This window comes from Paenibacillus sp. SYP-B3998, assembly GCF_010820665.1.
Classification (GTDB): domain Bacteria; phylum Bacillota; class Bacilli; order Paenibacillales; family NBRC-103111; genus Paenibacillus_E.
On sequence record NZ_JAAIKC010000013.1, the window covers coordinates 26702 to 47063 of the forward strand.

Consider the following 20362-nt stretch of genomic DNA (forward strand, 5'->3'; position numbering starts at 1 on the left):
GATAGAAAGGTTGTTTATATTGGATACTCGCATCAAAAGGCTATATGCTTTTATGGAAGAACGGTCATTAGACGCCATGATGATCACGCAGCCGAAACTGATTTATTACTTCACAGGCTTTTATACGGAACCACATGAGCGCTTTCTCGCGCTTGTTTTGCCGAAGGGAGAGGAGCCGTTTCTCTTCGTACCGATGCTTGATCTCGAGAAAGCGGAGATGGCTTCCAACTGCAAGAAAATTTACTCATTTAAGGACTCTGAGGACCCATTTGAAGTTCTCAAAAGCAAACTGCCATCCGTTATTAGAAGAGTAGGATTACAAGAAGGCTATGTAAATGTCAAACGTTACCATGCGCTGATGAAAGCTATAGGAGCGGAACAATCGGTCGATTTGGAAGAACAGCTTACGGAGATGCGCGTCATTAAAAGCGCGGAGGAAATAGTCACAATCAAACGCGCGATCGTCTGCATCGAAAACGCGCTTCACGCAACACTCCCAAAGGTGAAAGTCGGCGTAACCGAATTTGAAATCGTGGCCGAACTCGAGTATCAGACGAAGCTGTTGGGAGCTGATGGACCTTCTTTTGACACATTAGTGCTATCGGGCGAAAAAACGGCAATGCCGCATGGTGTATCGGGAACACGTAAGATTAAAAAGGGAGAGTTGCTGTTGATTGACGCAGGGGTTTTTGTTGATGGATATGCCTCTGATTTGACAAGGACGTTTGCGGTAGGCGATGTCGACGAGAAGCTGAAAGTTATGTATGAGACGGTTTTGCAAGCCAATCTACAGATGATTCAAGCTGCGCGACCGGGTGTTACTTATGCAAGCTTAGACCTCGCTGCGCGTAATTTCATTGCTAAGAAGGGGTATGGTGAGTATTTTATCACTCGGGCAGGACATGGATTCGGACTGGAAATCCACGAATACCCGTCTATCCACGAGAACAACTACGATCTTCTGCCTGAAGGGTCCGTATTCACAGCTGAACCAGGCATCTATATGCCTGGAATAGGTGGAGTTCGTATCGAAGACGATGTGTTGGTGACAAAAGATGGCACAGAGGTACTGACTTCTTTTCCAAAAGAGCTGACCATCATCGGATCGTAGTGTTAGGGCTAATTGTTTGTGCGGTGAATAGTAACTGGTGAGCCCATCGCATGATGGTTGTATGAGCGATATGTAGTCCCCTTTCTTCCATCATCTCCACTATTCGAGCTTTGGACCATAATCGTCGGAGGTTCCTTATCCATTAAATGGGAGGGAAACAAGTAACCGTTATGCGCAAGTACCCTAGCTTCCTCGCGCATTTGCTAAAAGTACTTCAGAACATAATTTGTAAATCATTTTCACAAGAAAAACCAGCAAACCCTTGAGTTTGCTGGTTTCTTGCACTTCAAAACATTTTTGTCAACTAACAATCGATCGATGTTCTTCAACTTAAGCATTAGAGGAACGGAGGGGCGGTCACACAATGAAGTATCGAAAAGGCCAGCGTATTACCTAATGTAATTTTATTCATGAAGATGCTTCCTTTGAACAATTAAACTTATTCGATGCAACTATCTAGGGGGATCACGAAACTCTTAAGCCTGAATTTCGTCTTTCCCTTTGGAAACGTAAAGACATTCGATGGAGTTGGGAGCCCTTATTCATGTCTGGAACGCACCTCGGGAAGAAGAACGCAGGACCAACTAAAAAAAGGAATAAGCGCTATTTATGTCGAATCTCCTGATATGATGCGAATAATAAACAAAACCACTCTTAGATATATAGCCATAATTCTATTGTTTTTTAGTGCTCTCCTCTGCCTGCGCTGGGCTTGGTCCGAAATTTTTCCTACATCGGAACACCCCCCTGCTGTCAATGGCGTACTCGACATGCGCAGTTTGGATTTAGAGAAATCTCACTCATTCTTTTTGGACGGCCAATGGCAATTCTACCCTGGAAAATTAATTTCAAGTCAGGATATACAGTCAGAAGAAAGCCAATTCCGTAATATTCAGGCTCCGGGAGACTGGGGAAGCGTGCTGGATAAGGATTCTAGTTCCTCGCACGGGTACGGAACGTATCGGCTGCGCATTCTAATCGATCCGCTGAAGAAGCCTGTCGCATTCTGGCTTCAAGGAATTCAAGCATCATCGGAAGTAGAAATAAACGGGATTGTCTCGGGCGGTATCGGCAAGCCTGCCGCGAACGCTAATGAATACACGCCCAAGAATGTCTCTTACACAACTTCCTACTCTGTAGAAGGGACAACGGAGATAGAATTGCTTATTCGTGCGGCCAACTTCGACGATCCTTATAAAGGCGGGATCTTGCGCTCCATTCGCTTCGGGTCTCAGGCCGCGATTGACTACGTACGTTGGTACTCTATCGGATTTCAACTGGTTACATTTCTTATTTTGCTGCTTCACGGTTTGTATGCTTGTATCCTCTACTTATTCAATCCTCAAGAACGGGCTTTGCTCATTACAGGCCTGTTAACGCTGGCGGTCGGAATAGCGGTTTTGAGCGGTCATGATAACGTGCTCTTGTTATGGCTGCCGATCAATTATACATGGGCGATAAAGATTAGACTGATCTCCCTCCTGTGGCAAAGCTTTTTTATTCTACTTGTTTTTAGAAGATTCGCTTCGGCTCCTCCACGAAACGTATGGCTGCGAGCATACACGGTGGCACTTGTTTCCCTTTCAGGACTCCTGCTGGCTGCACCCGCTTCATTAGCAAATGGAATAGTCGATATAAAGATATTTATGGCCTTCTATTTATTCCCGTTCACTTGGTTTATTTATATAGTAGGAACAATGATCTTCAAGAAGCAGGCCGACAAAGACGTCATCTTCTTGCTGCTAACGGCAGCAGGCATAATATCCAACTTGTCATGGAGCATCGTGGAGTCTGTTAAAGACATTACCACCGTTTACTATCCAATCGATATCATTGCGTCCATTATCGGGTTTTCCACTTATTGGTTCAAGAAATACTTCCGCAATTCGAGGGAAAATGCCAAGCTAAACGAGCAGCTGAAAAAAGCCGACAAGCTGAAAGATCAATTTCTCGCTAATACGTCGCACGAGTTGAGAACGCCGCTGCACGGCATTTTGAATATCGCTCAGATCGTCGTTACCAAAGAGAAAGAGAAGATGAATGAGAGCAGCCTGAAGGATATGGAGCTGCTAATAACGATAAGTCGTCGCATGTCTCATATGATTGGCGATCTTCTCGATGTCGTACGGCTTCATGAACACCGTATTGTGCTGCAGCAAGAGCCCTTAAAGATTCAATCGATCGTTCCCGGCGTAATCGGCATGCTTAAATTCATGATAGAAGGAAAATCTATCCAGCTGCATATGGATATCGCGGAATCGATGCCGCCGGTAATGGCCGATGAGAAAAGGCTTGTGCAGATTTTATATAATTTATTGCATAACGCCATCAAATACACGGAAGAAGGAACGATCTCCGTTTCCGCCGAGACGCGGAATGGACAAGCCATCATCCACGTCTCCGACACCGGGGTCGGCATGAACGAGGAAACACAGGCGCGAGTATTTCTTCCTTATGAACAAGGGGCTTATGGAATAAGCGATGGAAGAGGAATCGGGCTTGGTTTAAGCATATGCAAGCAGTTGGTAGAATTGCACGGCGGTGCATTAACCGTTCGCTCCGAACTGGGTAAAGGCTCTGTCTTCAGTTTTGGTTTGCCGTTAGCGAACGTGTCGGATTTCCCATTATCACAACATCATCTGCATCTCCATCAGATAACGGATGGAACTGAAGATAGGCGCACTGGATTCATTTTTCCGGACACTGCAATCAGCGAATTGGCAACCTCCGTACTTATCCCGCCGCTTTTAAATGAAGGGAAGGTAAATATTCTTGCAGTTGATGATGACCCCGTTAACCTGAATGTGCTCGTTGGAATTCTTTCGACGGAGCCGTATACCATCACAACAGCTAATTCGGCCCGTGAAGTGTTAGAATTGTTAGGCACTGGGCAATGGGATCTGCTGATTGCCGATGTTATGATGCCACACATGTCCGGCTACGAGTTGACGCAGAGGGTCAGGGAGCATTACTCCGTATCAGAGCTTCCTGTTCTGCTGCTGACCGCACGTAGTCAGCCTGCTGACATCTACACCGGATTCTTATCGGGAGCTAACGATTACGTTACCAAGCCTGTAGACGCTCTGGAACTTAAATACCGAATCAGGGCGTTGATCGCACTGAAGCAATCCATAAATGAACGTTTACGCATGGAAGCCGCCTACCTGCAGGCACAAATTCATCCTCATTTTCTATTCAATACGCTTAATTCAATTATGGCACTTAGTGAGATAGACACGGAAAAGATGCGAAATCTGGGTGATGCTTTTGCTTCATTTTTGCGGATCAGCTTTGATTTTATAAATACGGGTGAACTGGTCGATCTTCCCCATGAACTAGAGCTTGTCGAAGCCTATTTGAATATTGAAAAAGAGCGGTTTGAGGACAGGTTGTTGATCGTATGGGAAGTTGAACCCAACATCAACTTGCTTCTCCCTCCGCTTTCGATCCAGCCGCTGGTTGAAAATGCTATCAAGCACGGTCTCCTTAGTCAGAACAAAGGCGGTACGGTTCATATTCGGATTACTCGCCATGACAGCTATACGCTTATTGAAGTAAAAGATAATGGCAAGGGTATGGAACAAGTAAAGGTAATTCAACTGTTAAGTCCCACCATGAAGGGAAAGGGTGGAATTGGACTTTCCAATACGAATCGACGATTGACACAATTGTATGGTCAAGGCTTGTCTATCTTCAGTAAGCCCAATGAAGGTACAACAGTGTCGTTTGTCATTCCGAACAGCCGAAATAAGCAGGATTGATATAGGCTGGACAATATGTGAACAACCAAGATGAGTCATTGAAATTTTGGACAGAAAAAGTAGGGTTTAGCTTAGTTGCTGAAGAAAATAACGGAGAAACGATAATTAAAAATAAAGGGTTCCACATATTAGGCATGTCTAATATGTGGAACCTTTTATTTGATTTTATTAAGTTTAGGTTGAGTAACAGGTTGCTAGGGCGTAAAGAAGAGTCTCAATTCACTATGTGGCCCATACCTTTTAGTAAGACTTCTTCTTACGAAAGGATGATTAATTTTGTATTCGCCTCACTTGATCACGCGAAAGATAATGCCAGAAAATCAGGAATTTCCAATGTTGTCACTATCCAGTCGAATCACTCCAGAAAATCTGTTTTATATCCGAAACCATTTTCCATATCCAAATGTTGATATCCGTTCTTGGGGACTATGTATTAAAGGATGTGTACACAGAGAAATCTATTTTCGTTATGATGATCTTTTAAAAATGCCTCAAGTTACACTGGCAGTAACACTCGAATGTGCTGGAGACAAAAGATCGCTTTTTTATCCAAAAGTCCGCGGAGAGCAGTGGGGACTAGGTGCAATAAGTCATGCTGTATGGATGGGGGTACGTCTTGTGGATTTACTGCATTTAGCTGGAATTCAAATGAACGTACGTGAAGTGACCTTCGAGGGCATGGATAAGGGAGTTAGAACAGACATGCCAGGTATTTTTTCCTATAAAAGAAGTCTACCTCTTGAACATGCTTTGAATCCCGATACAATTATAGCCCTTTACATGAATGGTAAGCCACTACCCTATCGTCACGGGTATCCGGCTAGACTAATAGTTCCAGGATGGTATGGAATGGCTTCAGTCAAATGGCTTCACCGAATTACGTTGATTCAGGAACAATTTCAAGGTCCTTTTCAGGTTGTAGATTATGTGTATAATCGAAATCTATTAACTTCATCATCTTCCAATCCAGTTACAACTATTCGTCTCAATTCAACCATTGCTCGACCTTTAGATCAAGAAGTATTGGCAAAAGGAGAGAATTGGGTATCGGGTACGGCATTATCGGGTGAAGATCCAGTCGTTCTGGTTGAAATAAGTACAGACAATGGAAAAACGTGGTTCCCTACATCTTGGTTGGAGCTGCATGAACCTTATTCTTGGAGGCGTTGGTCTTGGAAATGGCATGTAAATGATTCCGGAACCTACGACATTAAAGTCAGAGCTACGGATGCTGCAGGGAACATTCAAGGTGATAAGGCAGATTGGAATGTAAAAGGTTATGGTTATAACGCGATTCAACATATACGTGTGTATGTGGATTAACCAATGATAACGATTAAATTCGACTTTCTTTCAAAGGAGTGTGAAAAATGGCACTGAGCTAACGAAAAGAGTACTAGCGATCATTTAACAGGTCCCATATATTTAATATTCGTTTTCACCGATAAGTGGACATCAGCTTCGGAGAACGTTTCTCCCCAGTGCTCTTGTACTTGCTTCCACTTTTTATATTGATAAGCACGAGCGTATTGCCCTAAACCGATTGGATCAATTTGATTTTTCTGACATTTTTTTATGAGTTCCTCAAATTGCTTTTTAATCTGTTCTTGAATTTGCTGTTCAAGCTTTTCGCGGTTTTTTCTCATGTCATACGTAAATAATCGTTCTTTCAAGGATACGAACATATTCAGCTTGATATCGAATTCAAATTTACCATCACGGTAACCGGTTTTCATCTTGTTTTTAACGCTATTGATACTGAAAGTTAGGTTGTTTTTATCGTATATATCGCTTTTCTGCGCGCCGGGAATGGAGGCTGACAACGATTGCTGTCCTCTTGAGCTGTTTTGCAATATGCGTAATAGAGTTGTTTCATTTTGATCCAGAGTCATCACAAGCCTTCCTTTTTTATCAAGAAGCGCCGTACCTGTGAGTTTGATCCTTTCGTTCTCTACTTTAATTAACGAGATGTAAGGCGTAATCCCTTTCTCAAACATCTGCTTGTCGAATTGCTGCAAGTTTGTTTTCACCGTTTCGTTTCTGAGTTCTTTGGTATCGATCAAACTGGCCAAGTGAAGGGAAAGAGGCGGCATATCCTGAGGAATGTTTTGCATAATTTCAGATACATCTCCATCGACGGCAATCACTCTCTCACTAAGAGAGTTTTTGGCGTCACGGAAAAACACATCAAACAAAGAAAACCAATCCCCATGCTGCATTAGCCGTTTTCCAATCAAAATTACCTGGGTTTTCCCGCCAACTGCCAAACCGGTTGCCATGGAATCGAATTCCCTTCTTGTTGCCCTTAATGTTTTGGCGTTACTTTCCAAAGTTAACGTACTTTTACTTACATTTTTATTAAATAAAGGGCTTGAGAAGTAAGAAACAAGCTGATTATGCTCGTCAAGATCTACGCCAATGACCAGTCCGAGAGTTAAATTTTCCAAGTCAACAGCTTCGCTGCAGCCTGGAAGCCATACGATAAGTACTGCAGCTAATAAGATTCTAAGCTTGTTTTTCATGTGATGTATGACCTCCGAAAACGTTCATAAACAAGCACATAACCATATAGACATATTGGAAATAGATAAGAAATGAACAGACTTGCTTTTCCTATCCACATTTGTAACGAATCGTTTTGGCTGAAGGTATGATTGAAAAATACCGTGTACAGCACGATTACAAATAAAAAAAACCGTAAATATCTTTTATGATCCGGATTTCCCATTAGTTGGCTTGTGCTGAAAGTTGCTGCCCATATAAAATTCATCCACGTTTTTAATATAGCAAGCAGATAAACCGCGAACAAGAGAATCTCCAGTCGTTGAATAAAACGAAACTCGATCGTTTTTAATACGCTAACCGACGGTTCATTATACCTACTGATTTCGTCCGGGCTAAAATAGATGAAACAGACAAGTGTCGCCAACAAGTAGGCGACCATCGTCAGCGTATTTCCCGTAATCATACCGATAGTCGCATATTGCTTTCTTTGCAGCATCGGATAAAGGAGAAATGCGATTTCTGAACCAAAAAATGAATATGAGGTATTTAATGTCGCTAGCAAAACGGGTTCTATGCCTTCTTTGAAGAGTGGAAGCAAATAGTGCCAATTTCCGTCCTTTAAAGGAATCAGATAAAGTAGCGGTATCCCTAGAGTTAGGAAAAACGCCAATTCCGCATATCTGCCGATGATGCGAATTCCACCACAAGTTATCATATAACCAGGAATAGCAAACGAAGCGAGAATAATATAATCAGGTGTTTCCGGCAAAAGCCATACTTTGACAAACAGTATTGATCTTAATAATTCAGCGATCGCAGTAAGGGTGAAAAACAGGATGAAAGAAATCGTAAGAACAGTACTCGCCCACTTCCCGAAGTAGTGTTTGAGTAGTTCAGGCAATGTTCTTTCTGGATTTTTTTTCATAATTTGGATGACAATCAAACCGACGATTGTGGAAATGATCCAAGAGTTCAGTATGGAAATCCATCCATCCGTTCCAGCCATCTCGGCCAAAATTCGCGGGAGCTGCAACATACCGACGCCAAGCTGCGTGCCATGAATTAAAAATATATATTGCATAGTGGTAATCTCGTTCAATTTGTATTTCTTCATTGTCCGTCATCCTCCGGACGCCTATTTTCCATTTCCATAGATTGAATCGCATGCGTACTCTTTGGCTGCCTGGTCATTTTGTACAAGGGAAAACGGATGATCGTATCCTTCAAACCCGAATACTTCATTGGAGCGAACGGGCTACCGAACGGGGTTCCAAGCGATTCAAGTGAAATAAGATGTGCGATCAAGATTAAGAGTCCAATGACAATACCGAAAATTCCAAGCTGCGAAGCTATTAACATCATCGGAAAACGAATTAACCGGAAGCCGGAAGCCATGTCGTAATTAGGGAGAATAAATGAAGCGATGGCGGTCAAAGCAACGATTATCACCATGATATTGCTAACAATTCCTGCCTGTACAGCGGCCTGACCGATTACAATGCCCCCGACGATCCCGACTGTCTGACCGATCGGTGCAGGAAGACGTATCCCCGCTTCCCTCATCATCTCAATGGCAAGCTCCATTATTATGGCTTCAATCAGCGGTGGAAATGGAACTCGTCCTCTCGACTCGCCTATCGACAAAAGCAACTTCATTGGAATGAGTTCATAATTAAAGGATATAAGGGCGATGTAGAACGCAGGCAAAAACACGGCGATTAAAAAGCCCAAATATCGCTGTAACCTTATAAAAGAAGCAACTATCCACTGCGTACTATAATCGTCTATGTTCTGAAAGAACATTGTAAACGTTGCTGGGCCTATCAGCACGCTAGGGGAACGATCGACAACCATAACCATTCGGCCTTGCAAAATTTGGGAGGCCGCGAAGTCCGGCCGTGCGGTACTCAGAAATTGCGGAAAAGGGGAAAATGGATTGTCTTGAATTAATTCAGCTAATTCGCCGGAACTGATAATCGCATCAACATCTAATTTAGAGATGCGGTCTTCCAACTCTTGCAACACTTCCGGAAGGGCGATGTCCTCTAAATACACGATGGATACTTTGGTTTTCCCTCTACGACCAACAATCAACTCCTTAATTTTCAAGTCACTATCAGGAATATGCAGGCGAATTAATGCGATACTTTGACTGCCGGTTTCGACAAACCCTAGATGCGCCCCTTTTAATGAAGTTTCAAGATTAGGATCTTCGATCGCCCTTTGTGGCCAACCTTGTGTCTTAAAAAGAAGCGCTTCTGCTCGGTTATCAATAAGTAAAATGCTATAACCTTGAAATATGGCACTTTCAATTTGTGACCAAGTATTTACTGCTTTTACATGGCCTACGGATACCGTGATATCTGATCCAACGTCCCCAGTTTCATATAGGAGTGGACGCAGCACATCGTTATTTATAGAATTTTTATCTACCAGTCCTTCAAGAAAAATTAATGCACCTTGCCCACCAGTTTGTTTGATTTCAATAAACCGTACAATCAGGTCAGGAGTCTCGCTGAAAACAGTATCTAATACAGCTATATTTTTTGTAAGAGATGAATGTATGGAGTCATTATTAGGTATGTAACTTGCAGACTGCTCATTTTTACGTGCTCTAAGCAGAGTACTTTTTAAAAATGACAAAAAATTCACATCCTACAACTCCTCCTCATGCTAATGATACATTTATTACCTCATTGCAGAGGTTTAATACGTCATTCAATATGGTGCTTTCTTAGCTGTTTTTTTCTTTGCATGCTGGATAAACTAGGTGCCGCCCCCAAAAAAACGGACATCACCCAGTCCTCTTGCAACTGCATATCCGTCGCTCAAGTTAGCCTGTTTATTTTTTATTAAAGTGTGGGTCTTTTCTAAGGATCGTTTACGAAAATGTGTTTTTGTTTGGTAAAAAATCATAAAATTTCTGTTTCTTTTTGTTTATACGCTATACAAAACGAGGGTGTGGTGGTAATATAAAGTTAATCAAAAACAAAACAAAGATATCGTAAAAAAACGGAGGTATTTCACATGGTACAAAGTTTGTGGGATCAAACAGCAGCAGCACAATTGCAGAGCGGGCTTGAAGAGCTTGTTTATCGTTCAAATATCATTGGATCGGATCGCAGAGTATGCAACTGGGGTGGAGGAAATACGTCTAGCAAAACGATGGTAAAAGATTTCCGCGGCCGTGATGTAGAAGTCATGTTCGTGAAAGGAAGCGGTTCGGACCTGGCAACGATGAAAGCGGGCAATTTCACAGGTCTTCGCATGGAAGATGTCCGTCTATTGTTCGAAAAAGCTGAAATGCCTGACGAAGAAATGGTCGCTTACCTCGTTAATTGCATGATTGACTCCAAGCACCCGCGTGCTTCCATCGAGACCTTGCTGCATGCATTTCTTCCTTTCAAACATGTTGATCATACCCATCCGGATGCAATTATAAGCTTATGCTGTGCTGATAACGGAAAAGAAATTGCGCGCGAAATTTATGGTGACCGCTTTATATGGGTTCCTTATGTTCGTCCTGGCTTCACTTTGTCCAAGATGATTGCGGAAGGGGTATTGGCTAATCCGAAAGCCGAACTCGTTCTGATGGAAAAACATGGACTTGTTACATGGGGAGACACTTCTGAAGCGTGCTATGCTCAAACGATTGCTATCATTAGCGAAGCGGAAAGCTTTATCGAGTCCCGCATCAATGAGGCAAAAATCTTCGGCGGCGTGAAATACGCGGCATTATCGGCAGGAGTTCGACGCCATATTGCGGCTGGCGTGATGCCAACGATTCGCGGAGCAGTTAGCGATGCGAAGAAAATGATTCTTACATTTGATGATGAAACGGATGTACTTCAATTCGTTGGCGGCCATGATGCTGCTGAGCTTTCCCAAATTGGTGCAGCTTGTCCAGATCACCTGGTGCATACGAAAGTGGTTCCACTGTACATCAATTGGGAGCCGAATGCTGGAGATATCGAAGGTCTGAAAGAGAAACTGAAAGAAGGCATCGCAGCCTATAAAGAACAATATAAAGCGTATTTCGAAAGAAATAAAAACGAAGGCGACGTTATGTTCGAAGCTGCTCCGCGCGTTATTCTGATCCCAGGTATCGGCATGATCAACACGGGTAAAAACTGGGCAATGTCCAAAGTAAGCGGCGCCTTATACCACCGTGCAATTGCTGTTATGAGAGGCGCGACGGCGCTTGGTAAATTCGTTTCCCTAAGTGAGAACGAATCCTACAATGTTGAGTACTGGCCGCTTGAGCTGTACAAGTTGACTCTTGCACCTGCTGAAGCAGAATTCTCGCGCAAAGTCGCCTTCATTACTGGCGGCGCAGGCGGTATTGGCAGTGAAACGGCTCGCCGGCTCGTTGCTGAAGGTGCTCATGTTGTGCTAGCTGACCTCAATCTTGAGGGTGCTCAGAAAGTAGCGGATGAGATCAACGCTAAATACGGTGAGAACCGCGCTATTGCTGTTAAGGTTGACGTTACTAGTGAAGAATTAGTTACCGAAGCATACGCCGAAACTGCAATTGCTTATGGTGGGGTTGATATCATCGTCAACAATGCCGGACTTGCAACATCAAGCCCATTTGACCAAACGTCTCTGAAAGAGTGGAACCTGAACATGAACGTGCTCGGAACGGGTTATTTCCTAGTAGCACGCGAAGCTTTCAAATTAATGAAAACACAAGGTATTGGCGGAAATATGGTATTTATAGGTTCCAAAAACTCCGTTTATGCGGGTAAGAATGCAACGGCCTACAGCGCAGCAAAAGCTTTAGAGGCTCATCTGGCACGTTGCATTGCCGCTGAAGGTGGAGAGTTCGGGATTCGTGTTAATACGATTCTTCCCGATGCCATTCTCCAAGGCTCCGCAATTTGGAATGGCAGCTGGAGAAATGAGCGTGCGGCAGCTTACGGCATCGAGCCGGATCAATTGGAAGAATATTACCGTAAACGTACAACGCTGTTAGTCAACATTTATCCTAGAGACATTGCAGAAGGTATTGCCTTCTTCGCTTCCTCTAAATCGGAGAAAACAACAGGCTGCATGCTCACCATTGACGGCGGCGTACCTGCAGCATTTACCCGCTAAGCGGGAGTGAATAGATATGTACAAAGCAAGAGGGGAAACATATTGGTTTATACCTGATGGATACATGTCGGAAAAAAGCTCAGGGGAGCTGACGCAGTGGCAGAGCGTTGCTCGGCCGTTTGACTAATTGCAAAATCGAGGTTGAGGAGATTCATCGTTTCTCGAATGATCTAGTGTCCGCAGGGAAACGGCTGCACTGGGACATCCTCCGTCTTTATCACGAGATCAAGCAGGGGCTGTTGAAAGCCAAGCATCGTGGCATTGAAGCTAAAAGTCTTGGTATCGATTCTTGGGCCGTAGATTTCGGGTTGATTGGCATAGATGGCATCATGGAAGCTCATTTATCGATCCAGACGATCCGTTGTTCTTACATCCGGGTGATATGGGTTCTCGCATCAGATCGTACTGCAGGCAAACCGGACAGCACCTTCCTGATCAGCCTGGAGAAGTTGTTCGTTGTATATTGGAAAGTCTCGCGTTAAAATACCGTTATGTACTCGAGATGACTGAACGTGTATCCCAGCAGCGGTTTAACGGATTACATATGGTTGGAGGAGGCATTCAAAACCAACTGCTTTGTAAGTGGTCCGCAAACGCGATTGGAAAGCCTGTGTGGGCAGGCCCTGCTGAAGGAAGCATAATCGGCAACTTAGTCGTGCAATGGATCGCTCAAGGTGTGTTTTCTGATATTTGGGAAGCGCGTAAAGTCATAGGGGAATCATTCCCGGTTACCGTTTATGAGCCTGAAGAGCGAGAGGCATGGGAGGAAGCGTACGTACGCTTCCAAATCGTGACTGGGATTAAAGACTAGGAAAGAGGTATCGGTATGTTGGTTGCAGAACGGTATGAAAAGATTGTGCAGTTAGTGAGTGAAAGAGGGAGCATCCGGGTTACCGAACTTAGTGAGTTGTGCCAGGTTACAGAAGAGACGATTCGGCGCGATTTGGATCGCCTTGAGCAGGATGGCCGCTTACGTCGATCTCATGGGGGAGCTGTCAGCATCAAGGAGAACCAAACCAGTGAAACTCCTTACTTTGAGAGAGAGATTATTTTCGCTGAAGAGAAGAAGCGGATTGCCCGGGAAGCTATCAACTGGATTCAACCTCATGATCGAATCCTACTGGATGCCAGCACAACAGCTTGGTACATGTCTTCGTTGTTGCCTGATATACCTCTCACCGTTCTGACGAATTCGATTAAGGTCGCAACTGAACTCAGCAGCAAAGAAAAAATTGAGGTTATCTCTACAGGCGGACAGCTTGCAAAGCGTTCTCTGTCTTACATTGGTCCATTAGCGGAGCGCTCACTGGATAATTATCATGTCGATAAACTATTCCTCTCATGCAAAGGGGTTCATATGAATCGAGGCATTAGCGAGTCAAATGAACTTCAGGCACGCGTGAAGCAGAAAATGATCGAAATCGCTGATCAAGTGATTCTCCTGGCTGATGCAAGTAAGTTCGGTGTCCGAGCATTCACTCATGTGGGACATCTAAGCAAAGTGGATACGACGATTACGGATAATCGCATTTCGAGTGAAACGCGCACCCAATTAGAGGAACTTGGGATCTCTATTAAAGTAGTATAAATAGTAAGAACCTCGATCGTTGAGGTTCTTTTACTTGACATGTCTGACAACCTGATAAATATAAAATGTGTTAAAGATGAGAGGTGCGCAACATGAAAGTATCTTTATTTATTACTTGTCTTAGCGATGCGATTTATCCCCGAGTAGGAGAAGCGATGGTGCGGCTTTTGGCCAAATATGGCGTGCAGTTGGAATTCCCAACCGTTCAAACTTGCTGCGGTCAACCGGCTTATAATAGCGGATATTGGGATGAAGCACGGACAACGGCGAAAACAATTCTCGAAGCGTTTGAAGACAGCGATTTTGTTATTTCTCCTTCGGGTTCATGCACTTACATGATTCATCACTATGCGAATCTCTTTCAAGACGATCCTGTTCGCTTGGAGAAAGCGGTAAAGCTTCAGAAGAAAACTTACGAATTTACTCAGTTTCTTGTGCAGGTGCTGGGTGTTACTGATCTTGGGGCGGTGTTTCCGCATAAAGTTACCTACCATCCATCATGTCATGGAAGCAGACTTCTAGGTGTTAAAGATGAGCCGATGGAACTGCTGAAAAACGTCCAAGGTTTAGAATTTATACCGCTACCTTTTGCTGAGGATTGCTGCGGATTCGGTGGAACTTTTGCTGTGAAGATGGCCGACATTTCAGGAGCTATGGTCACAGAGAAAGTGGATCATGTGAAAGAAACAGAAGCGGAAGTCCTTGTCGGTCTGGATATGGCGTGTTTAATGAATATCGCTGGTAACCTGCGCTATCGAAACGAACCCGTCAAGGTTATGCACTTGGTAGAGCTGTTATATGAAGGAGTGAATCGGGCATGAGCACTGCAAATTCTGCGGCTTCTAGCGTAAAAGGACGTGCTGATCTGGCACTCAATGATGAGTTTTTGCGTAATGCAGTGCGCTTTACGACAGAGCGGCTGCGCGGAGGTAAGAACAAAGCTTCTGAAGAACATGGCAATTGGGATGAGTGGCGGGAGAGAGGTCGACAAATCCGTCTGCACACGATCGCTCATCTGGATTATTATTTAAATTTGTTCGCAGATAACGCTCGCGCCAATGGTGTTCATGTCCACTTCGCTGATACATCAACGGATGCAGTGAAAATAACTCTAGCTATTGCGGAAAGAAAACATGCAAAATCGGTTGTGAAATCGAAGTCGATGGTAACTGAAGAACTCCACCTGAATTACGCACTCGAATCTATCGGCGTGGAGGCTATTGAGACTGATCTTGGCGAGTATATCATTCAACTTGCCGGAGAAACGCCTTCCCATATTATTATCCCGGCGATTCATAAGAACAGATATCAAATTGCTGATTTGCTCTCCAAGGAAGCCGGAGAGACGCTTCCGCCGGATACCTCGATACTCGCGGGTTTTGTTCGCAAGAAGTTGAGGGAGAAGTTCCTTGAGGCCGACATTGGGATGACAGGCTGCAACTTCGCAATTGCCGAGACAGGATCTATGGTACTGTTCGAGAATGAAGGTAACGCGCGGATGGTGACGACGGTTCCGAAGACTCAAATTACGCTAATGGGTATGGAGCGGATCATTCCTTCCTGGACCGATCTGGAAGTGATGGCGACTCTTCTGCCTCGTTCGGCGACAGGTCAGAAGCTGACCGTGTATATGTCAGGCATAACGGGGCCACGAAGAGAAAAGGATGCCGATGGTCCGGAGGAAATGCACATCATTATCGTCGATAACGGACGTTCTCTACAGCTTGGAGATCCTGAATTTCAGGAATTGCTGAATTGTATCCGCTGCGGTGCTTGCTTAAACGCATGTCCGGTTTATCGTCATATCGGTGGTCATGCCTACGGTGGAACATACAGTGGTCCGATCGGCGCCGTATTGACGCCAGCCTTACAGAAGAATGTAGCCGAGTGGGACGATATCGCCAATGCATCCAGCTTATGCGGTGCTTGCTATGAAGCATGCCCAGTCAAAATCCCTCTGCACGATATGCTTGTTTCTTTACGGCGCCGTAAGGTGGAGAGCGGCTATGGCAACAAATTGGAAGCGGCCGGGATGAAAGGCTTTGCGGCGATTATGGGTAATTCCAGTCGTTTCAAAGGTGTGCTGAAACTAGGTAAGATCGGTCAAAAGCTTATCGTTCGAAATGGGGAAATCCGCTTGAAGCTAGGCCCGCTTAAAGGCTGGAATACGTATCGGGTAGCACCAAGTTTGCCTAAGGAATCGTTCCGGGATCGATGGGAGACATTGGAGGGAGAATTACGGCATGGGCTGAATGAGCTGGATCCAGAAGTGCGCAAACGAATGGAAGCCATCGTGAAGGACAGAGAAGCTGGAGGAGGGCATGAACATGGCTGATACGCATCAGGATTGGTTAGCGGAGCTTGAAGCGGAGTCACGCGCGAAGCAAGAAGCATTTATGAATGGCATCGCTAGTAAGCTTGGAAGACCACGGGTGATCGAGAAACCAGCTCATCCTTATCGGGGAGCGCCGGATTTCTGGCATGCGTTCGAGTGGCCTTTAGAAGAGAGAATTAAGAGATTTGCGGAAAATTTCCAAAGTGTTGGCGGACATGTGGCGCGTTTATCTTCATTGGAAGATGCTAAACAGTTCATTGTGAATAAAGCAGAAGAAATGAATGCGAAATATATCATCCGGCAAAACCAAGCGGAGCTTGACGCTCTCGATCTGGAAGGCGCGCTGACAGACGCTAAAATAACGGTATGGAACCGTGATCCGGAGGAGCACTGGAAAGCTCGCGCCGCTGAAGCGGACTTTGGCGTTGTTGTGGCGGACTATGCTGCTGCGTATACGGGATCCATGACCGTCTTGTCATCTCAGGACAAGGGAAGATCCGTTAGCCTGTTACCGACGGTATTGATGGCGATCATTCCTGTTGATCGACTGAAAACCCGCTTAGGGGAAACGTTGATAAACTTTGATCGTGCAGGAAGGGAGAACCTGCCGGCGGGTATTCACTTCATCTCCGGACCAAGTCGTTCGGCTGATATTGAAAATGATCTGACCATTGGTGTTCACGGACCTGGGGTCGTATACGCTTTGATCATAGGATAAAGAGGGTTAACAATATGGAAGTAACGAAACTGATGAAACGCAATCACTATGAGGAAATCACGGAGCAGATTAAGAACCTGATTCTCCAGGGTCAATTGAAAGTAGGAGATAAACTGCCTTCGACAAAGGAATTGTCCGAAAGGTTTGGTGTCGGAAGATCCACGACAAGAGAGGCTCTAAGCGCATTGAAAGCGATGGGTTTTATTGATATTCGGCAGGGTGGAGGATGCAGAATCATCAGCAATACGCCTAATGAAATTGAGCTGCCAGAGCTTGAATCGCTTCGCGTGAACCGTACGACGCTTTTGGAATTGCTAGAAGCCAGGCACTCTTTGGAGATTTCGAACGCTGCTATTGCCGCTGAGAAAAGAACGGATGATGACCTTGAAATTTTGAACGGATTGATGAAGGAAATGGAAGCCTCTATAGGAAACGATCTGGAAGGGGAACGAACGGATTTGTTATTCCATGTTTCCCTGGCCAAAGCGACACATAACTCGATTATGGTACGTCTGTTCGATTCCATTATGAACCCGATGGAGATGGCGATTCGTGAAACCCGCCGCGTCGAAATGTATGCCAATTGCTTCGTCGCGGAACGGCTGTATCAAGAGCATTCGATGATCTTCGAGGCTGTATCGGCACGTGATAAGAATCTTGCCGCTAGGCATATGAGGCTTCATCTGGAGCATGTTGAAAGTATTTTGACAAAATATGTGTAAGAAATAGCACATTGAATATTTACAAATCTATAAAAGTAGATATAATAATCGATATGGAACCTTTATTGATTTATAAAGCTTTGTCTAACGAGACGCGTAGTCAAATCATGCTATGGTTAAAAAATCCAGAGAAATTCTTTGATGAAAGGCCCTATTTGCAACAGGGTCTCAATTTCCGAAGTGGTGTTTGCGTGGGAGAAATTCAGGCTAAAGCGGGACTTGCACAGTCTGTTATCTCGAGTTATTTGTTGATTATGCAAAAAGCGGGTTTGTTGGAATCTGAGCGAATCGGGAAGTGGACGTATTATCGTCGGAACGAAAAGACAATACAGGAATTTTCCGAGTACATTAAAAAGGAACTATAAACGAAAAGGAGGTTTTTTTTTTGTATTTCACATCTAGATATCTGTATATATGAATATAAATGGAGGCTTACATTCAATATGAAAAAGGTTAACCCTTTGCTTATCATTATTCTGGCTTTAGGCGTATTCGGCATTATTACAACGGAAATGGGTATTATAGGGGTTTTGCCCCAGGTAACTCAAAAATTTAATATATCAGCTTCACAAGCAGGATGGCTTGTGAGTATATTTGCTTTAGTCGTTGCCATTTCAGGTCCTTTCCTGACATTACTCGCTTCTGGTATTAATCGTAAAATCATTCTCCTAACTGTAGTACTTATTTTCGCGATTTCAAATATCGTTTATGCCTATACTACGAAATTCGAAGTTATGCTAGCTTTCCGTATTCTTCCTGCCGTTTTTCATCCTGTCTTTTTTTCAGTAGCTCTTGTGACGGCAGCTAAACTTGTCCCTTCGGAACAAAGCAGCAAAGCGGTTACAAAGGTTTTTGCTGGAATAACTGTCGGGTTTGCTTTTGGTGTGCCTTTGACTTCTTATCTGGCAGAGCAGTTTTCGTTAGAAGCTGCTTTCTTGTTTGGTGCTTTTGTAAGTGTGATTGCTTTTGTAGGAATATTAGCTTGGCTTCCTTCCATGCCTGTTAAGGGAAAAATGTCTTATGGCAAGCAACTTGGTATATTACGCAAACCTCAATTGTGGTTAAATATCGTGACAGTTATTTTTATCTTTGCGGCTATGTTTTCTGTATATAGCTACTTTGCTGAATACCTTGGACAAGTAACACATATGAACGGGTCATGGATAAGTATCCTGTTGATGGCTTTTGGTCTAGTCATGATTTTGGGGAATTTTTTATTTGGGGGATTATTGCATAAAAGCATTACAAAGACCGTCATCATGTTTCCTTTACTATATGCGGTAATTTACTTATTCGCTTATTATTTGGGTTCTTATTTCATTCCGATGGTTGTTGTTGTGTTCATTTGGGGGGCCGTGCATGCTGGCGGGCTTATTGTCAGTCAAGCATGGTTAACGACTGAGGCGAAAGAAGCTCCCGAATTCGGCAACAGCTTGTTAGTCTCATTTTCCAATCTTGGAATTACTGTAGGGACTTTTATCGGTGGTTGGTTTATTTCTCACTTGGGCATACATCAACTCATCTGGAGTGGAATTATGTTTACACTGCTTGCTTTCTTATTGATCATAATTAAAATAAAAGTTTCCAAATCGGGCTCAGAGGAAGTAAACTTACGTTAAACGGTGAACGATAATTTATTATGTGGTGAAAGAATATGACATATATTTCGCCAATAGTATGTAAACTTGTTGCACAATCTTTGAGTCATGGAGGGGATTTTCATAATGAATGAGTTGAATGGATTATTTCGTAAAAGAATTGGCATTCCAGAGAACGAAAAACTTACATTTGGAACCTTAGATAACATTCTTGAAAGAACAGCAACAGCCCTTCCTTTTGAAAATTTATGCATCCTTTCAAATAAAACAAGAGCTATAACAAAAGAGAATTTAATTAACAAAATTCTCGTGAAAAATGAAGGTGGTCTATGCTATCAATTGAATCCTCTGCTTTATTTTTTCTTAGTTGAAAATGGGTTTAATGCAGTGTTAGTTCGAGGGGAAGTATACAATTATGCAACGGAGGACTGGTCAAATCTCGGGAGAACTCATGTAGCTATTCTTTTGCAGCATGAAGGTCAAACGTACTTGGTTGATACTGGATTTGGAGGGAACCTACCACTAAAACCTGTGCCGCTAAATGGAGAAACAACCTCCTCTATGAATGGAGAATTTCGAGTCAAAGCAATGGAAAGTGATTATGGAGACTATATACTTGAAATGAAATTAAAATATAAAGATGTAGATTGGAAAATAGGCTATGCTTTTGATACAAAACGACCATTAGAGGATTTATCTGAACTGAATGAAGTTCAAGGAATCATCACCCAGCACAAAGAATCACGATTTAACAAAACCCCATTGATTACCCAACTTAAAAGCAATGGGAATGTAACGTTAACCGATACTTCTTTCACACAATGGATTGATGGAAAATCGAAAAAGGAACAGATTGACAACGTTAGATTCAAAGAGCTAGCCAAACAGCATTTTGGATTTCTAGAACTATGAGAAACTAAAGAAAGT

Annotated in this window: 14 protein-coding genes and 4 pseudogenes; 14 read left to right on the forward strand and 4 right to left on the reverse strand. The window is 43.6% G+C overall.

All coding sequences use genetic code 11. The features are described 5' to 3' along the window. The first annotated feature begins 19 nt into the window (after positions 1-19). The gene (locus tag GK047_RS24070) at positions 20-1111 is read left to right on the forward strand and encodes a M24 family metallopeptidase (RefSeq protein ID WP_163952550.1); all 1092 of its coding nucleotides are present in this window, start codon (positions 20-22) and stop codon (positions 1109-1111) included. A gap of 34 nt (positions 1112-1145) precedes the next feature. On the opposite strand, the pseudogene GK047_RS24075 reads toward GK047_RS24070, so the two are convergent. Continuing rightward, positions 1146-1217: pseudogene (locus GK047_RS24075) on the reverse strand (IS6 family transposase); the annotation flags it as partial. Between the two features lie 664 nt (positions 1218-1881). On the opposite strand from GK047_RS24075, the gene GK047_RS24080 reads away from it, so the two are divergent. The 3 genes and pseudogenes from GK047_RS24080 to GK047_RS24085 all read left to right on the forward strand — a co-directional run bounded on the left by GK047_RS24080 (position 1882) and on the right by GK047_RS24085 (position 6195). Then, entirely contained in the window at positions 1882-4872 is a 2991-nt protein-coding gene (locus GK047_RS24080; protein ID WP_240344169.1) for a hybrid sensor histidine kinase/response regulator, read from the forward strand. Between the two features lie 17 nt (positions 4873-4889). Then, positions 4890-4970 (forward strand): annotated as a pseudogene (locus GK047_RS30435) (VOC family protein); the annotation flags it as partial. Positions 4971-5205: 235 nt separating this feature from the next. After that, positions 5206-6195 carry a sulfite oxidase gene (locus GK047_RS24085; protein WP_205516955.1) on the forward strand — a complete coding sequence of 330 codons (990 nt, stop codon included), beginning with the start codon at positions 5206-5208 and terminating at the stop codon, positions 6193-6195. Positions 6196-6275: 80 nt separating this feature from the next. On the opposite strand, the gene GK047_RS24090 is transcribed toward GK047_RS24085, so the two are convergent. The 3 genes from GK047_RS24090 to GK047_RS24100 are packed head-to-tail and all read right to left on the reverse strand — an operon-like array spanning position 6276 to position 10020. Beyond that, a complete protein-coding gene (locus tag GK047_RS24090) occupies positions 6276-7394 on the reverse strand; it encodes a Ger(x)C family spore germination protein (RefSeq protein WP_163952554.1) in 1119 nt (372 codons plus the stop codon). Further along, complete coding sequence (locus tag GK047_RS24095) at positions 7391-8491, reverse strand: GerAB/ArcD/ProY family transporter (RefSeq protein ID WP_163952556.1); 1101 nt, start codon at positions 8489-8491, stop codon at positions 7391-7393. The genes GK047_RS24090 and GK047_RS24095 overlap by 4 nt, the downstream gene beginning before the upstream one ends. Then, on the reverse strand, positions 8488-10020 hold the full coding sequence (locus tag GK047_RS24100; protein WP_163952558.1) for a spore germination protein: 1533 nt from the start codon (positions 10018-10020) through the stop codon (positions 8488-8490). Before GK047_RS24100 ends, GK047_RS24095 begins: the two co-directional genes overlap by 4 nt. Before the next feature lie 381 nt (positions 10021-10401). Between GK047_RS24100 and GK047_RS24105 the strand changes: the two are divergent. From GK047_RS24105 to GK047_RS24150, 10 genes and pseudogenes are all read left to right on the forward strand, one after another. Beyond that, positions 10402-12474: pseudogene (locus GK047_RS24105) on the forward strand (bifunctional aldolase/short-chain dehydrogenase); the annotation flags it as partial. Between the two features lie 343 nt (positions 12475-12817). Continuing rightward, positions 12818-13285, forward strand: a pseudogene (locus GK047_RS24110) (FGGY-family carbohydrate kinase); the annotation flags it as partial. A 15-nt stretch (positions 13286-13300) separates the two neighbouring features. Further along, positions 13301-14062, forward strand: a complete 762-nt coding sequence (locus GK047_RS24115) for a DeoR/GlpR family DNA-binding transcription regulator (RefSeq protein ID WP_163952562.1) — start codon at positions 13301-13303, stop codon at positions 14060-14062. A gap of 92 nt (positions 14063-14154) precedes the next feature. Beyond that, positions 14155-14883 (forward strand): (Fe-S)-binding protein, encoded by a 729-nt coding sequence (locus GK047_RS24120; protein ID WP_163952563.1) that lies wholly within the window; start codon positions 14155-14157, stop codon positions 14881-14883. Continuing rightward, complete coding sequence (locus GK047_RS24125; RefSeq protein ID WP_163952565.1) at positions 14880-16397, forward strand: LutB/LldF family L-lactate oxidation iron-sulfur protein; 1518 nt, start codon at positions 14880-14882, stop codon at positions 16395-16397. The genes GK047_RS24120 and GK047_RS24125 overlap by 4 nt, the downstream gene beginning before the upstream one ends. Further along, complete coding sequence (locus tag GK047_RS24130) at positions 16390-17115, forward strand: LutC/YkgG family protein (RefSeq protein ID WP_163952567.1); 726 nt, start codon at positions 16390-16392, stop codon at positions 17113-17115. Before GK047_RS24125 ends, GK047_RS24130 begins: the two co-directional genes overlap by 8 nt. A gap of 14 nt (positions 17116-17129) precedes the next feature. Continuing rightward, positions 17130-17837, forward strand: a complete 708-nt coding sequence (locus GK047_RS24135) for a FadR/GntR family transcriptional regulator (RefSeq protein WP_163952569.1) — start codon at positions 17130-17132, stop codon at positions 17835-17837. Between the two features lie 53 nt (positions 17838-17890). Further along, positions 17891-18202, forward strand: coding sequence for an ArsR/SmtB family transcription factor (locus tag GK047_RS24140; RefSeq protein WP_163952570.1), 312 nt, complete (start codon positions 17891-17893; stop codon positions 18200-18202). A 78-nt stretch (positions 18203-18280) separates the two neighbouring features. Beyond that, the gene (locus GK047_RS24145; RefSeq protein WP_163952572.1) at positions 18281-19456 is read left to right on the forward strand and encodes an MFS transporter; all 1176 of its coding nucleotides are present in this window, start codon (positions 18281-18283) and stop codon (positions 19454-19456) included. Between the two features lie 105 nt (positions 19457-19561). Further along, positions 19562-20347 carry an arylamine N-acetyltransferase family protein gene (locus GK047_RS24150; protein WP_163952574.1) on the forward strand — a complete coding sequence of 262 codons (786 nt, stop codon included), beginning with the start codon at positions 19562-19564 and terminating at the stop codon, positions 20345-20347. Positions 20348-20362 lie beyond the last annotated feature (15 nt).

What these genes read in the sequence shown, in the direction of transcription:
- GK047_RS24090 (WP_163952554.1), bottom strand. Translation starts at nt 7,394, where the DNA reads ATGAAAAACAAGCTTAGAATCTTATTAGCTGCAGTACTTATCGTATGG.
- GK047_RS24080 (WP_240344169.1), top strand. Translation starts at nt 1,882, where the DNA reads ATGCGCAGTTTGGATTTAGAGAAATCTCACTCATTCTTTTTGGACGGC.
- GK047_RS24140 (WP_163952570.1), top strand. Translation starts at nt 17,891, where the DNA reads ATGGAACCTTTATTGATTTATAAAGCTTTGTCTAACGAGACGCGTAGT.
- GK047_RS24120 (WP_163952563.1), top strand. Translation starts at nt 14,155, where the DNA reads ATGAAAGTATCTTTATTTATTACTTGTCTTAGCGATGCGATTTATCCC.
- GK047_RS24115 (WP_163952562.1), top strand. Translation starts at nt 13,301, where the DNA reads ATGTTGGTTGCAGAACGGTATGAAAAGATTGTGCAGTTAGTGAGTGAA.
- GK047_RS24145 (WP_163952572.1), top strand. Translation starts at nt 18,281, where the DNA reads ATGAAAAAGGTTAACCCTTTGCTTATCATTATTCTGGCTTTAGGCGTA.
- GK047_RS24085 (WP_205516955.1), top strand. Translation starts at nt 5,206, where the DNA reads ATGTTGTCACTATCCAGTCGAATCACTCCAGAAAATCTGTTTTATATC.
- GK047_RS24130 (WP_163952567.1), top strand. Translation starts at nt 16,390, where the DNA reads ATGGCTGATACGCATCAGGATTGGTTAGCGGAGCTTGAAGCGGAGTCA.
- GK047_RS24135 (WP_163952569.1), top strand. Translation starts at nt 17,130, where the DNA reads ATGGAAGTAACGAAACTGATGAAACGCAATCACTATGAGGAAATCACG.
- GK047_RS24150 (WP_163952574.1), top strand. Translation starts at nt 19,562, where the DNA reads ATGAATGAGTTGAATGGATTATTTCGTAAAAGAATTGGCATTCCAGAG.
- GK047_RS24095 (WP_163952556.1), bottom strand. Translation starts at nt 8,491, where the DNA reads ATGAAGAAATACAAATTGAACGAGATTACCACTATGCAATATATATTT.
- GK047_RS24125 (WP_163952565.1), top strand. Translation starts at nt 14,880, where the DNA reads ATGAGCACTGCAAATTCTGCGGCTTCTAGCGTAAAAGGACGTGCTGAT.